This window comes from Scytonema hankhaensis NUACC26 (assembly GCF_045865695.1).
Classification (GTDB): domain Bacteria; phylum Cyanobacteriota; class Cyanobacteriia; order Cyanobacteriales; family Nostocaceae; genus Scytonema.
Genome location: NZ_BAACAP010000077.1, coordinates 1 through 13582 on the forward strand (window position 1 = coordinate 1; position 13582 = coordinate 13582).

At 41.1% G+C, this 13582-nt stretch carries 13 protein-coding genes; 5 read left to right on the top strand and 8 right to left on the bottom strand.

From position 1 onward, the window contains the following. Positions 1-117 precede the first annotated feature (117 nt). The 3 genes from ACKTT2_RS02390 to hpnI form a co-directional block, all read right to left on the bottom strand. On the bottom strand, positions 118-1077 hold the full coding sequence (locus ACKTT2_RS02390; RefSeq protein ID WP_407883593.1) for a glycosyltransferase family 2 protein: 960 nt from the start codon (positions 1075-1077) through the stop codon (positions 118-120). A gap of 170 nt (positions 1078-1247) precedes the next feature. Then, positions 1248-1391, bottom strand: coding sequence for a hypothetical protein (locus ACKTT2_RS02395; RefSeq protein ID WP_407883618.1), 144 nt, complete (start codon positions 1389-1391; stop codon positions 1248-1250). 9 nt (positions 1392-1400) lie between these two features. After that, positions 1401-2600, bottom strand: coding sequence for a bacteriohopanetetrol glucosamine biosynthesis glycosyltransferase HpnI (gene hpnI / locus ACKTT2_RS02400; RefSeq protein ID WP_407883595.1), 1200 nt, complete (start codon positions 2598-2600; stop codon positions 1401-1403). A 185-nt stretch (positions 2601-2785) separates the two neighbouring features. Here hpnI and ACKTT2_RS02405 point away from each other — a divergent pair, with 185 nt between their 5' ends. Further along, on the top strand, positions 2786-4414 hold the full coding sequence (locus tag ACKTT2_RS02405; RefSeq protein ID WP_407883598.1) for a cyclic peptide export ABC transporter: 1629 nt from the start codon (positions 2786-2788) through the stop codon (positions 4412-4414). A 50-nt stretch (positions 4415-4464) separates the two neighbouring features. Continuing rightward, positions 4465-5580 (top strand): radical SAM protein, encoded by a 1116-nt coding sequence (locus tag ACKTT2_RS02410; RefSeq protein WP_407883600.1) that lies wholly within the window; start codon positions 4465-4467, stop codon positions 5578-5580. A 1-nt stretch (position 5581) separates the two neighbouring features. Here the strand turns inward: ACKTT2_RS02410 and hpnK are convergent, their stop codons facing one another. The 5 genes from hpnK to ACKTT2_RS02435 all read right to left on the bottom strand — a co-directional run bounded on the left by hpnK (position 5582) and on the right by ACKTT2_RS02435 (position 10511). Further along, positions 5582-6457, bottom strand: a complete 876-nt coding sequence (hpnK, locus tag ACKTT2_RS02415) for a hopanoid biosynthesis-associated protein HpnK (RefSeq protein WP_407883602.1) — start codon at positions 6455-6457, stop codon at positions 5582-5584. 11 nt (positions 6458-6468) lie between these two features. Further along, positions 6469-7326: a ferritin-like domain-containing protein gene (locus tag ACKTT2_RS02420; RefSeq protein ID WP_407883604.1), complete on the bottom strand. Its 858-nt coding sequence runs from the start codon at positions 7324-7326 to the stop codon at positions 6469-6471. Between the two features lie 39 nt (positions 7327-7365). Beyond that, entirely contained in the window at positions 7366-8820 is a 1455-nt protein-coding gene (gene hpnJ / locus ACKTT2_RS02425; protein WP_407883606.1) for a hopanoid biosynthesis associated radical SAM protein HpnJ, read from the bottom strand. A 306-nt stretch (positions 8821-9126) separates the two neighbouring features. Beyond that, the gene (locus ACKTT2_RS02430; protein ID WP_407883616.1) at positions 9127-9948 is read right to left on the bottom strand and encodes a squalene/phytoene synthase family protein; all 822 of its coding nucleotides are present in this window, start codon (positions 9946-9948) and stop codon (positions 9127-9129) included. Between the two features lie 275 nt (positions 9949-10223). After that, positions 10224-10511 carry a hypothetical protein gene (locus ACKTT2_RS02435; RefSeq protein WP_407883608.1) on the bottom strand — a complete coding sequence of 96 codons (288 nt, stop codon included), beginning with the start codon at positions 10509-10511 and terminating at the stop codon, positions 10224-10226. A gap of 212 nt (positions 10512-10723) precedes the next feature. Between ACKTT2_RS02435 and ACKTT2_RS02440 the strand changes: the two genes are divergently transcribed. From ACKTT2_RS02440 to ACKTT2_RS02450, 3 genes are all read left to right on the top strand, one after another. Then, positions 10724-10975 carry a TIGR02450 family Trp-rich protein gene (locus tag ACKTT2_RS02440; RefSeq protein WP_407883610.1) on the top strand — a complete coding sequence of 84 codons (252 nt, stop codon included), beginning with the start codon at positions 10724-10726 and terminating at the stop codon, positions 10973-10975. Positions 10976-11711: 736 nt separating this feature from the next. After that, positions 11712-12578, top strand: coding sequence for a ferredoxin:protochlorophyllide reductase (ATP-dependent) iron-sulfur ATP-binding protein (gene bchL / locus ACKTT2_RS02445; RefSeq protein ID WP_407883612.1), 867 nt, complete (start codon positions 11712-11714; stop codon positions 12576-12578). A 30-nt stretch (positions 12579-12608) separates the two neighbouring features. Beyond that, positions 12609-13400, top strand: a complete 792-nt coding sequence (locus tag ACKTT2_RS02450) for a DUF5331 domain-containing protein (protein ID WP_407883614.1) — start codon at positions 12609-12611, stop codon at positions 13398-13400. Positions 13401-13582: the final 182 nt, after the last annotated feature.

The window sequence follows — 13582 nt, forward strand, 5'->3', positions numbered from 1 at the left end:
GTTTTAGGAGGGTGTTTGAAAAGTCATGATTGATGTATTAAATATTTTTACCCCACCCTAACCCTCCCCAATACATCGGGGAGGGTTAGGGTGGGGTAAAAATATTTAATACATCAATCATGACTTTTCAAACACCCTCCTAAAACGAGCCGATATATAACCAACAAAAATGAGAAACACCGCAGTCATAGCAATTGGAATTGCAAAAGGTAAGTAAATCAAGTGAAGTAGATTATAAGACAACATTTTCCCACCCCTGTCAAAAAAGACTTGTAACTTTCCTTGAAATCCAGAGATAGATTCTTGGTAATTCCCTTGAGACTTACCCTGTGCTAATAACTTTTCTTGCCAGTAATAATCACGACCAATAAGTAGAAAACGCTGGAAAAAATGAGATAATCCATTTGGTGGTGCATGAGTTGCCCTAGCGAGTGGTTGTCGCCAAATAGAATAACCATCAGAACGTATATTTTGAGCGTGAATGACACAGTTACCTCGATAAAGTGGAAGCTCAATCGGGATAGGATATTGTAGAAGAAAATCCCGTCGAAAAGCTACGTTATTTAGGAAATACTGAGAGGTTTTGGTCAAGCTTTTCTGCCCGGAGTACTGAGGAAAAATGTAAGTTAAAGCCATTGCAGTGCCGTAAGGTCCCCTGCCTCTTACTGTTGTTTCTCCGGCTACAACTTGGATATTTCGATCCATAACAAACGGAGTTATAAGATTTCTTAACCAGGTTTTCTCATAAATACAGTCTGAATCACAGTAAACAACAATCTCTCCTGTAACAAGTGCCGCTCCTATCATTTTTGCTTTGTAATAATTAGTGTTTACAGGAACTTGATGAACTATAATCCAAGGACACTTTTCTTGTATTTGCTTCAGTTTCTCCAGTGAAATATCACCGCTATCGATCAGCAAAACTTTAGGAATATGAGTATGAAAAACATCTTGATTTGTAAGAGAATTTAAAGAATTACAAAAATCAGTAATGTTGGTATTTGCCAAGTTTTCTGTTTCTAATACTAGTGAAAACCTGGGTAATTCTGTTACAAACAATGCTTCTGCTTGCCCCATTTGTTGACCTTAACAAAAGTGACTATATAATTTTAAATCTAGCAAAAAGTATTTATTTTTTTGATAACTTTCGATACTTCAAAGAAATAACTCACTCCACAAATACCTGTAAATGTAGAGTTTCGTTCCTCAACTCTAATGGAATGTTGGGTTTCGTTCCTCAACCCAATCTACGCCGACACTTTCTGACGGACTTTCTGAGAGTAAAAAGAAGCTGATTCATCTCCGCGATCGCACTCTTGTGCAAATTTAATAAGATGATGCCCTACAAGCCCGATATGAATTAAACTTTCTATATCGCCAGCTTTAAACAAGATAAAAAACTAGCTTGACAGTACTTTTGCAAAGTTATTTGTTATTTCTATTAGTTTACCATTTTTTCCTAGTCTCAGTTGTCGTCCCCGCCACTCAATTAAGTTTCCAAATAAGCCACAGCACCAAATAACAAAGGCGATTAAGTCGCGTAGAGGAATAAATAGAAAGTATGTTTTTACACATACATCTTGAAGGCATTTGACACCGACAACCCAACCCATTATTAATCGCATCATCCAAGTCAAAGTTAGAGTAACCCAACCTAACACAGACCCATTAGTTACAATCAGCAGTAGCAAACTCGTGACAGTTCCATAAGTAAAAAGTAATCCCAGATAGCCCCAAGGACGAGAAACTCTTATACAACGTGCCCACCGGATTTGACGTTGGATAGCACTCTTTAAAGAGCAAGAATCTAAGACGTGCTCTACTATGCAATCGGAAAGTACTACTTTATAGCCTGCTTGAGCGCTTAGGTAGCCAAGCTGGAAGTCGTCGGCTAGGTAGTCCGCGATCGCTGGAAATCCACCTATAGTATTGAGAATATGTTTGCGGATAGCAATCGTGGAACCAAAAGCAAATTTGTTCTCGTCTATTCGATTGCTGACTAAAACGCCTGCATGGAAATCACTTGCAACTCCAATAGCCTCTAAGGTTGTGACCCATCCTTGAGCTAAGGAACGGTACAAACATGTGACAACACCAACTTTGGAGCATTGCAGTGGTTGAACGACTCTTTGCAGATAGTCTCTCCTAACTCTGATATCGCTATCAGCAATGACTAAGATTTCGTGTTTGGCTTTGTTGACAGCGTTGGCTAGATTGCTAACTTTGTAGTTTGTACCAATAATGCGATCGCATACTACTAACTGAATATCCACTTCTGGGAAGTCTTGGATAATTTTATTGACTACAGCTATTCCTGAGTCTCGTGGGTTTCTAACGCTAAATACAATCTGGTAGTCTGGGTAACTTTGTTGGCAAAAAGACGTCAAATTTTTGTAAGCTTCGCTCTCAGCCCCACAAATTGGCTTGAGAATAGTTACGGGTGGGTGAAAATTGGGATTTACAGGAGAGGAATGGTCAAATGAGATCGCTGCATAAATACCGTAGCAATAAAACACAATAGCTGATATGCAAAGAATAAACAGAAGACAAGCAACGACAGTCTGACTAAAAAGTGTTATTGAATCAGGAGAAATATACATTGACTATTCAAAGCAAAAGGATTGTATAAATTGTACCAATTAGCTGTATATTTATTTACTAATGTAATTATTATGTTTAAATAATAAAAAAATTAAGACTTTTGAATGATACTATAAGATGCTTTTATAGATGGAATTTAGTTTCTTTGTAGGAGCACAACTCAATTGGTTTGCAATCTGTTGTCATGAACCTGATTTACTTTCTCCTACGTTCTTCTTGGAGTGTGTTGGCGATCGCGATTGTCACTGGATTTCTCAGTGGTAGCAGTAGCGCTAGCCTTATTGCCCTCATTAGCACAGCTGCCAGTCAAAACAATACAAACCGCCTCACAGCGATCGCTTGGAGTTTTGTGGGGCTGTCATTAGTCGCGCTCATCACGAGTATCATTTCTCAGTTCATGCTGATTCGCTTATCTCAAAATGCTGTGTTCCAATTAAGGAAAAGCTTAAGTCGTCAGATTCTCGCTTCCGGGCTGAGTCATTTGGAACAATTAGGAAGCCCTCGTTTATTAGCAACTCTTACAGAAGACGTTCAAGCAGTGACTGATGCTGTTCAATTGATTCCTTACCTTTGTATTGATATTGCTATTGTTGTAGGTTGCTTGCTGTATATAACTTGGCTCTCTTGGCTAGTTTTTTTAATGGTGATAGGGCTTGCAGTCATTGCAATTGGCAGTTCCCAATGGCTGATGATACGAGGAGAAAAATTTCTGACTCTTGCCCGCGAAGATCAAGATGTCCTATTTAAACATTTTCGCACTATTACCGAAGGAATTAAGGAACTCAAGCTGCACTATAAACGGCGTCAAGTCTTTTTAAGTAATCATCTTGATTCAACAGCCGCTAAGTTCAGCCATCACAACATTCAAGGTCTAATACTTTTTACTTCAACAACTAGTTGGGGAAGACTGTTATTTTTTTTCGCCATTGGTTTTGTCCTGTTTGCACTTCCTTATTTGTTGACTATCAGCCCTCAAACTCGCTCTGGCTATGTTTTAATCTTTGCCTATTTAATGATGCCCATGAACGGCATTATGGAAAGTTTACCTCGGTTAAGCAAAGCTAGCATTGCTTTGCAAAAGATAGAATCGCTAGGTTTATCTTTGGCGAGTCAAGCTGAAGTATTAACTGTTCCGTCTAAAAGTAAGTCCTCCTGGAACTACTTACAACTAGTAGATATTATCCATACTTATCGCAGCGATCGAGAAGATAGAATGTTTATTCTTGGTTCTATCAACTTAACATTTTATCCAGGACAACTGGTGTTTATTGTGGGAGGAAATGGCAGTGGAAAATCTACACTAGCTAAAATTATCACCGGGCTTTATGCTCCTGAATCTGGCGAAATTCAGTTTGATGGAGAACAAATTACAGAACAAAATCGAGAGTGGTATCGCCAGCATTTTTCTGTAGTCTTTTCTGACTTTTATTTATTTGATGAACTTTTGGGATTAGACAATGTTAATCTAGATTATCAAGCGCAAGAGTACTTGAAATTACTCCAATTAGACCATAAAGTAAAAGTTAAAGATGGCAAATTTTCCACTACAAATCTTTCACAAGGACAGCGCAAACGAGTAGCTTTATTGACTGCATACTTGGAGGACAGACCCATCTATCTGTTTGACGAGTGGGCAGCAGACCAAGACCCAGTATTCAAGGAGGTATTTTATACTCAAATTTTACCAAAGCTTAAAGATAAAGGTAAAACTATACTGGCAATCACTCATGACGATCGCTATTTTCACATAGCCGACCGTGTTATCAAACTGGACTATGGTAAAGTTGAGTTTGACAAAAAATGTAACGAGTGAAAATTCAGTAGAATCGGTTGTCAGTATTTTTTTACAAACAAGTAAAGATTATGCCTCAATCTAATTCGGCTTTGCAGTCAAAAAAGCGGTCATTGTGGCAAATGGCGCTACAAGGATTATTGGATGGCGGTCCTTCTACGTGTCAATTTGCCATTACTAGTGCCTGTAATGCTCGTTGTGGGTTTTGTAACTTTGCAGTAGACCGTCTGTCAGTGGATTTGAGGCATTCTGTAACGCTAGATGATGCCAACTTGGCAACGGAAATTCTCTATCGTAATGGAGTGTATTTCTTAATTTTTGTAGGTGGAGAGCCAATGCTTCACCCATACTTGACAGACATGATAGCTCATGCTAGCGATATTGGTATGGCACCAATGCTTGTAACCAATGGCTCGCTCTTGACACAAAAACGTGTTGAGGAGTTAGCCGATGCGGGACTGTTGGGAGTGTTTATTTCTATTGATGCAGCAGCAGCCTCAGAACACGAACAAAATAGGGGACTGATGGGAGTATGCGATCGCATACTTCATGCTAATGAAAGTTTCCGCGATCGGGGCATTAGCACGACAGCATCAGTTACCATGAGCCGACTCGTAGACGATTACAAAAAGCTGCCATCATTCCTAAAATCATTAGGATTTGACAGTGTGACTTTTTCCTATCCCTTAACTACCCTAGCATCCTCCTATCTTGGTTATGCAGAGTCTCACTTAGTAGAATACACCGTTGAGGAATTGCTCGAACGCTTTGAAAACGTTAAAGCGCTCAAGCAAGATTTTCGCGTCGTGAATCCCACGGCTTCCATAGAGGATATGCAGCGTCATTTAAGAGGTGAACCAGAACAATTTGGCTGTCTTGGTGGTTGGAAGCTCTTTTATTTAGATTGGCATCTTAACCTGTACCGTTGCCATAACTGGGATCGACCCTTGTGTCATATTACAGAGTTTGATGGAACGCAACGAGTTCGGGATGGATGTACGGCATATATGATGGACTGCTACCGCGACTCTAGCGTCATGCAGCATATTGGCATTGCTGTGAGTGACGGAGTGCAAGCAGCAGCACGGGGACAGTTAAAGAAAGCTTTTGGACATTGGTTTAACCGTAAAAACTTGCTTTCCCTAAAATCTGTCTTGGAAGAAGTTTCCTGGTTACGTCAATTGTAAATTATAATTTCTTCCTCTCTAGAAGTGCTTTGTCAAAATTAGTCAGTTCAAAACCCTTAGTCGCTAGCATCTCCTTCAATTGACCGCTCAGTAGTGCAGTCAGTTCAACTTCACCTGTCTCTGGTGGGTCATTGAGGGATTTAGACATAGCTTGGGCTGGGTGAGAATAAATTTCCACCAGATCTGCTTTAATTTGAGGGATCAAACCCAGCAAGTATTCCTCAGTCATAGAGCCAGTTTGGAGTAATCCGTAAACTCGTTCAACGAAAGCAATACCTTTTGATTTGAGCAAGCCCTCACCGTAGCGGCGCAATCCACCAAATACGCCTGTCCAAACTAGCTTAGTCAGTAAATGATGGCGATCCAATCGCAGGGTCATTCCAAGTTCCTCATAGGGAAGACGAATGACCCGAATGTTGAACTCCCTTGCTAACTCAACAAGAATACGCAACACGACTGGGTGGACGTGCATATGTAAATGTCCATCTACATGGGAAAGATGCAATCCAGAGGAGCGAAATTTTTCCAATTGGGCGCGGATTTCTCGCCGCAATTCTTCATGAGTTAATCGATTGAACTGGTAGCGCAATCCAGAGATGGATGGACTATATGGAAAGTTCCCTGTTGAGTCAACCAAGTGTGAAATTTGGTCTGGAGGTAACGCGGCTCGACCGCATACGAGAACTAAGTGCAAACCAACTGCTAGGGAGGGGTGAGTGCGTGCTAAACTGACTGCTTCATCAAACGCCTCTCCTGTGACCATGAGACTAGTACTAGTTAGCACTCCTTCCTTGTGCGCTTTGATAATTGCTTGATTTACACCACTGGATAATCCGAAGTCATCACCATTGATAATGGCGAATCTTTGAGCTTGCATAGATTCTGGTTTTATTGTTCCGAAAACTGTGCCGTTGGGTTAGACTGACGCCGAGGGATTGACTTGATAATACCGAGAGAAAGCTTGGCAAGCGTCGGCAATAATTGCGGTTGGAGGAGCTGTGTGTCAAAGGCACTCATGCGTTTGGCGTTTTCTTCAAGGCAGGTAGACAAAAATAGTTCGGGGGTTAAATTATCCATAAAATTGCTAGCTCCAGTGGCAGTGAAACCAACCTGTTTATCTTCATTTGAGCCATTAAACGCTTGGATTTTCTCTTGAAATGCTCTCCCATAATACCAGAGAGCATCAACCCCTCGCATCCAACGACTTTTCCCTTCATTGATTTGTGAGTAAGTTGCCCAATTTACGAAGAACATAATATGACGTGCTTCTTCGTTAAGAATTGGATCGAAAATCTCGAACAATGGCTCAGGCATATAGCCAGCTTGGCGGGCAATTCCAAATAGTCCGAAAGCTAAGAAAGAGTCCAGACATTCTCCAAAGCCAAAGTCAAGGAAGGCAGTTTTAATATTGCTAGGGAGTACTGGTTCGGCAAGTGGAGAAATCTCTATATCGTAATGGTTTAATAAAAACTTAATGAGTCGGAAATGCCGGTTTTCCTCCATTGCTTGTAAGGCAATGGCTTCTTGCAGGAGTGGATCGCTGATGGTGTCTGCAAATGCGCGAACCATAGCTCCAGCCCGTTGTTCTGTAATGAGAGCTTCTTTCCAAAAAGGAATACCACGCAAGCGATCGAGGGTAACACTATCTACAGTAGGCCAGGGGAGTTCTTCTGGCTCAAACTTAATGTGACTTTCAATAAAGCTGTGGCAGAAAAGCTCTTTATGATTTTCACTTCCAAGTTTCATTTGTGAATTCCTATGTGTCAAGAGTCGTTTGTTTTCCAACTAACCACCAACCACGGATGGTGTTTTAGTATCTGCTTGGGTTCGACGATCTTTGAGGTAAGAGAAAAATTCGCGTCCTTCACGCAACCGACGCACTAACATTTGGGGATTGGTTAACATTTCACCCACAATTGGAATAATGGCTTTAGGTCGAAAATAAAAACGGCGATACATTTGTTCTACTGCGTCTTCGATCTCAGCACTGGAGAGGTTTGGATATTGCAGCGTGGACATTTGAATACCAGAGTTTGCTACTAAGGCATTGTCACTAAACCAACCGTTGGTTTGTGCTTGTTGGTAGAGTTCAGTACCTGGATAAGGGGCGGCGATGGAAACTTGGATGGTATGAGGACTCATCTCACAAGCAAAGCGAATGGTTTCTTCAATTGTCTCGCTGGTTTCGTTTGGTAAGCCAATGATGAATGTTCCATGTACGGTGATGCCTAGTTTGTGGCAGTTCTCCATGAACTTTCTCGCCACTTCTAACTTTATACCTTTCTTGATCCCGTCTAGAATTTGTTGATTGCCTGATTCAAATCCTACTAATAACAGACGCAAACCATTGTTACGCAACTGTTTGAGAGTATCGTAGTCTAGGTTAGCACGGGCATTACAACTCCAGGTGAGCTTCAATCGTTTCATGTGTTCGCTGATGGCGATCGCTCTATGCTTATCTATAGTGAAGGTGTCATCATCGAACATATATTCTTGCACCTTATCGCCAAAAATTGCTTTAGCTTCTTCCATTTCTCGCCCAACGGCTTCTGGACTTTTGCTGCGGTACTGATGTCCGCCAATTGTTTGAGGCCAAAGACAGAAGCTACATTTAGCAGGACATCCCCTTCCTGTATAAAATGATATATATGGATGTAGTAAATACCCTATGAAATATTTTGTAATATCTAAGTCACGCTTATAAATTGGTAGTACGCTCGGCATTACATCCCAATCGTGAATCAGTTGGCGCTCCTGATTGTGATGAATATTACCATTGCGATCGCGATAGCTGAGACCATTGATTTGATTCCAATCCTTTCCCTGAGCTAACTCTTTACAGGTGTAATCGAATTCATTGCGACATACAAAGTCAATTGCTGGGTTTTCCCTGAGCGTCTCATCTGGTAAAACTGCCACGTGTGCTCCAACAAAACCAATTTGCATCTCAGGACGTTGTTGCTTAATTGCCATTGCACACTTCACATCATTCGTCAAGGATGGGGTACTTGTATGCATAATCACCAATTCATACTCTTTGGCAATTTGCAGTACATCTTCCACAGTTTGATTGTGTGGAGGAGCATCCACAAGCTTGCTGCCAGGAATTAGGGCTGCAGGTTGTGCTAACCATGTAGGATACCAAAAAGAAGTAATTTCACGTTTGGCTTGGTATCGAGAACCTGCACCGCCATCAAATCCATCAAAGGAAGGAGGATTCAGGAGCAAAGTCTTCATCATGAGTTTTTATTTTTAGTGGGCATTGTGTAGTTGGGAGTTGAGAATGCTCCCAATCTCTTTTTTATCCTTCGTTAATTGACTCATAAAAAATACTGTTTTTGTTACAAGATTTTTATAGAAATAGCATCAAGGCTACTGCCATCCAAAGTCAAGGTAAGTTTGTCAAGATACGAAAATATTTAACTATTTCCTAAAATTAGGGATGCTGTGTGTGTAAGTGCGAGGAGCTGGGAAAGAGACTGGTGATTAGGGACTAGGGACTGGGAAAAAAATTATTTTCATTGGTCATTGGTCATTGGTCACTGGTCACTGGTCACTGGTTACGAGTCGATCGATAAGTGCAATAACATCACTACGGCTCAATTTTTGTTTCCCGTTTGCAAGGGCTTCGAGAGTGCCATAAGCCAGAGTTAAAGGAATTTGGCAGAAGTCCATAGCTGGTCCTAAAGGAAGAGAACTGATATAAGCATCTGCCATGGCTAAATTGCGACGGGCGTACTGATGCATTCTTTCCTCAGACCAACCAACTGGATAAAAACTTACCCCACGAGCTAAATCTTCCTTGTGGTTGCGGAGAATATTAACCGCTTGCAAGCCCCGACCAAATCCAATGGCATGGGTACGGTTTGTCTGTGTTCCATCATACCAAGCCCACAAATCGGAAAGCATTAAGCCAACTGCACCTGCAACTCCAAACGTATAGCGATCTAAATCCGCTTCATTGTCGATCTTCCAATTCCGTTCGGCCCAATATGCCATTCTATCTGCCATGGCAGCAGTAGCATCCCATATTCGAGGTGCAATTGTTGCGGGTGCAAGTATTGCCCATTCTCGAATCCGAAGGGACACTTCTGGTAGTATATCCTCATGAGTGCTCAATCCTTTGTGGAAGGCATCAATGGGAAAACTATCTACCCCTGCTTGTAAGGTCAAGCTAATTGCTCGCAACAAAGTTGCTTTGGTAGGGTTATCTAGTTCTGAGTGGTCTTCAATTTCATCAATAGCTCGCAAGCATAGGTAAGCTGATGCTACGGCTTCCTGCAAACCAATTGGCAACCGAACTATTGGAATATAAAATGTCCGACTCGTTTCTTTAAGGATGTTTAAGGCGTCTCCATACAAGTCCATACGATGCAACTCCATTGAGTATTGTTAGCTTGCTTACTTGCTTAATATTGTTGGTTAAAAAGTAACTACTCAAAGCAAAAAGTTGGGATTGCTGAAATTGCTGTACTATATTACCTGACAACTCTTATTCCTCATGAGTCTCTGGTAATCGAGTCAACTAATCCAGCACCTCACCAACTTCTGACTCAAAAGACAGATACCAAGCCGTTATTTTCTTCCTTAGAAGATTAAAATCCTTCGCCAAAAATGGCATCGGTTTCCACCTTTTGGACTTGTTAGCTATAGCTCATCTTTAATTTTTGGCATTCACCTCTAATATGAACGCTCACCGTGCTAAATATTACCCAAGCTGTACGGCTCATCTTTTGCAAGCTACTCTCCTCTCTATGCAACGGCAAACGGTTATAATACACCTGCATTGATTTCAGATAACGACGATAATGGAGGGTTTGAAAGTTCCCAAGCAACTCCTGCGCGATCGCAAGACACCAAAAGTCGTTAATCCCTCTACTCATCAAATCGCGTTCGAGGGTCTTTTCTTGTCTATAGAGCGAGCAGGGCATGGTTGGAAAAATATTAAGTTACTTTAAAACATATATCACTTTCCCGACTGAGAAAAGTTCAACTTGTTAGGTCATTGAACATTGGGCATTGGACATTAGGTATTGGGAATTGATTTTCCTCATCTCCAGTCCCCAATCTTTAGTCCCTATCTTTAGGAGATCTTTACAAGATAAGCTAAAAATTGTAAACTTATAAAACAATATATAAATTAATGGCTAAAAAGCAAAAATTTCCTTACCTAGTAGGTTCTAAATGGACTGCTCGGACAAAGGTAGATGGTTGGCGACACTTCCAAGTCGTAAATCGCAAGAACCAAGGTAAGTGGGTCTATGCTGAAATGGTTGCTTCTTGCGATCCCAACGTCCGCTTCTGGATAAATGCCAAGTTATTACAAGACACCTCACAATGGCAATCCGGTTGGCAATCTCTACAAGAAATTCATTCCGTTGAAGATGCTTCCTAAACTGTAATTATTATTTACACTACTGATAGCGATCGCTCTTTGCATTAGGTTTGGAGTGAACCCTCTTGGAAAGCTACGGTGTACGCACAAGTCTTCTAAAGCGCTTTCTTGCATTTTCGATCCCCCCTAACCCACGCCAGTCGCTGTGAGTTCGGGAGATCCTCCTGCAGCGCTGGCTCCCCTTAAAAAGGGGGACTTAGGGGGATCTTGAAAGATCTGTGTACCGTAGCCGATAGATTGGGGGGAAATCAGATTTCTGGTTCCCTCCCCAATGCATCGGGGAGGGTTAGGGTGGGGTAAAACAACGCTAAAACCTCAACTTTTAATCTATTTCAGACTTGTGTGTACAACTTAGCCTTGAAAACGGGAAATTGAATTTCTGATTCCCTTCCCTTTCTAAGGTCTGGGTTAAGGCAGAGTAACCTTAGCTTATGTGTAGCTCTTAGTTGTCTTAATTTTTTGTTTTTTGTAACCACTTTTATAAAAAAAACGTATAAACTACAAAATAAAATGTTTTAAAACCTTAAACTTGCCTTAAATTCCAAAGAAATTTAAAATCGTTTTATTACAGTTTTTCAGTTCTTCTAGAAGCATATTTCAATTTAACACCCCCTTTCTTTTCCAAATCATTTGCACAATAATGGCACTTACAAACCTCACAGATCGCCTCCTAGGCTAGGTGAAGGCAAGTGTTTAAGCCAAAAGTTTGATAAAAAACTATAAGAGGCACGCAACAGTGAAACTAGCAGTGTATGGAAAAGGTGGTATAGGTAAATCCACCACAAGCTGTAACATATCCGTCGCCCTAGCCAAGCGCGGCAAAAAAGTGCTGCAAATTGGTTGCGACCCAAAACACGACAGCACCTTCACCCTCACCGGATTCTTAATTCCAACAATTATTGATACTCTTCAAGAAAAAGATTATCACTACGAAGATGTTTGGCCTGAAGACGTTATCTACAAGGGTTATGGTGGAGTAGACTGTGTTGAGGCAGGTGGTCCCCCAGCAGGTGCAGGATGTGGCGGTTACGTAGTAGGTGAAACCGTAAAATTACTGAAAGAACTCAACGCTTTTGACGAGTACGATGTTATATTGTTCGACGTTCTCGGTGACGTTGTTTGTGGAGGTTTTGCAGCACCCTTAAACTATGCTGACTACTGCATGATTGTTACTGACAACGGCTTTGATGCCTTGTTTGCTGCCAATCGCATTGCTGCTTCAGTCAGAGAAAAAGCCCGGACTCATCCACTGCGTCTAGCCGGATTAATTGGCAATCGCACCTCCAAGCGCGATTTGATAGACAAATACGTTGAAGCAGTACCCATGCCAGTTTTAGAAGTGTTACCTTTGATTGAAGATATTAGAGTTTCTCGCGTTAAGGGTAAGACTTTATTTGAGATGGCAGAAATTGACCCATCTCTCAGCTACGTCTGTGATTACTATCTCAACATAGCAGACCAAATTTTGGCACGTCCCGAAGGTGTAGTACCCAACGACGCTCAAGATCGAGAATTGTTTACTTTGTTGTCTGATTTTTATTTAAATCCGGGTAAACCACAGGTTCCTAACTCCGAAGAAGAATTAGACTTGATGATTGTATAAATCATTTAAGTTCCACCGATGGGGGACAATATGGCTTTCTTTAATAGTTTTACGGAATCTCTCAAGCAAAAGTGGTTACAATTTTTCCAAATTAACCGGGATTGGATTACTCTCCATATGGAGGTAGAATCAGTTTACACCCCCGATGGTGGTAAGCGACCCCCTTCTTACCTCATCCTGGGAGTCGCTAACGCATTAGAACCAAAATTAGCGCAGTTAATGCTGCCCTTTTCTAGACTGAATCCTGATGCTGACACCTTAATTGAGGTGCTAGAGTTAAATTTCGACCCAGATATTGCTCTCGGTAACCGTGTTATTCCCAAAGTTGAGACAGAAACGAATGGCGAAGAGTTAGTTTCTGATGAAGAAACATTGAATCATTCGTACTTAAACGGCTTTACAGTAGCAGCAGTTGATTTAGATACTGAGCATGAAACTCTCATAGTTGTGAATACAACCATAGAGGATTCTACCCCAGCAGATGAAGGGCAAGAAGTTTTAAACGGATTCGGATATGATTCTTTGGATAACAATGAAAATAACGAGTTTAACGCCACATCTGCTGTAGATGCTGTTGATGATTTTGGCGATCTCTCCTTTGATGAGTTGAAGGATGAGAACACCACAGCTTCTGAGAAGGGAACAGCCTCTACCACCAATGGTAATGGTGAATTGACTGGAACCTTAATAGATGATATCTGGGGCGATGAATCCGCAACTAAAAAGGACAAAGACGCTGATAACGATATGTTTTTAGGGGAAGACTTATCATCTAGCGATTTGGATGATTCGGAAATTGCTAGTCTCTTCCCCAATAACTAAGGAATTATGAATGATGAATTATGAATGATAAAAAATTTCATAATTCAACATTCATAATTCATAATTTAACAATTTAGGGGAGAAAACACCAAAATGACAGTTGCTCAACCAGAAGCTTTAACTTTTGAGTGCGAAACCGGAAATTATCATACTTTTTGCCCTATTAGCTGTGTCGCTTGGCT

Bases quoted from the DNA above. Each gene is read 5' to 3' on its own strand.
- ACKTT2_RS02390 (WP_407883593.1), bottom strand. From the start codon at position 1,077: ATGGGGCAAGCAGAAGCATTGTTTGTAACAGAATTACCCAGGTTTTCA.
- hpnI (WP_407883595.1), bottom strand. From the start codon at position 2,600: ATGTATATTTCTCCTGATTCAATAACACTTTTTAGTCAGACTGTCGTT.
- ACKTT2_RS02405 (WP_407883598.1), top strand. From the start codon at position 2,786: ATGAACCTGATTTACTTTCTCCTACGTTCTTCTTGGAGTGTGTTGGCG.
- ACKTT2_RS02410 (WP_407883600.1), top strand. From the start codon at position 4,465: ATGCCTCAATCTAATTCGGCTTTGCAGTCAAAAAAGCGGTCATTGTGG.
- hpnK (WP_407883602.1), bottom strand. From the start codon at position 6,457: ATGCAAGCTCAAAGATTCGCCATTATCAATGGTGATGACTTCGGATTA.
- ACKTT2_RS02420 (WP_407883604.1), bottom strand. From the start codon at position 7,326: ATGAAACTTGGAAGTGAAAATCATAAAGAGCTTTTCTGCCACAGCTTT.
- hpnJ (WP_407883606.1), bottom strand. From the start codon at position 8,820: ATGATGAAGACTTTGCTCCTGAATCCTCCTTCCTTTGATGGATTTGAT.
- ACKTT2_RS02430 (WP_407883616.1), bottom strand. From the start codon at position 9,948: ATGGACTTGTATGGAGACGCCTTAAACATCCTTAAAGAAACGAGTCGG.
- ACKTT2_RS02435 (WP_407883608.1), bottom strand. From the start codon at position 10,511: ATGCCCTGCTCGCTCTATAGACAAGAAAAGACCCTCGAACGCGATTTG.
- ACKTT2_RS02440 (WP_407883610.1), top strand. From the start codon at position 10,724: ATGGCTAAAAAGCAAAAATTTCCTTACCTAGTAGGTTCTAAATGGACT.
- ACKTT2_RS02450 (WP_407883614.1), top strand. From the start codon at position 12,609: ATGGCTTTCTTTAATAGTTTTACGGAATCTCTCAAGCAAAAGTGGTTA.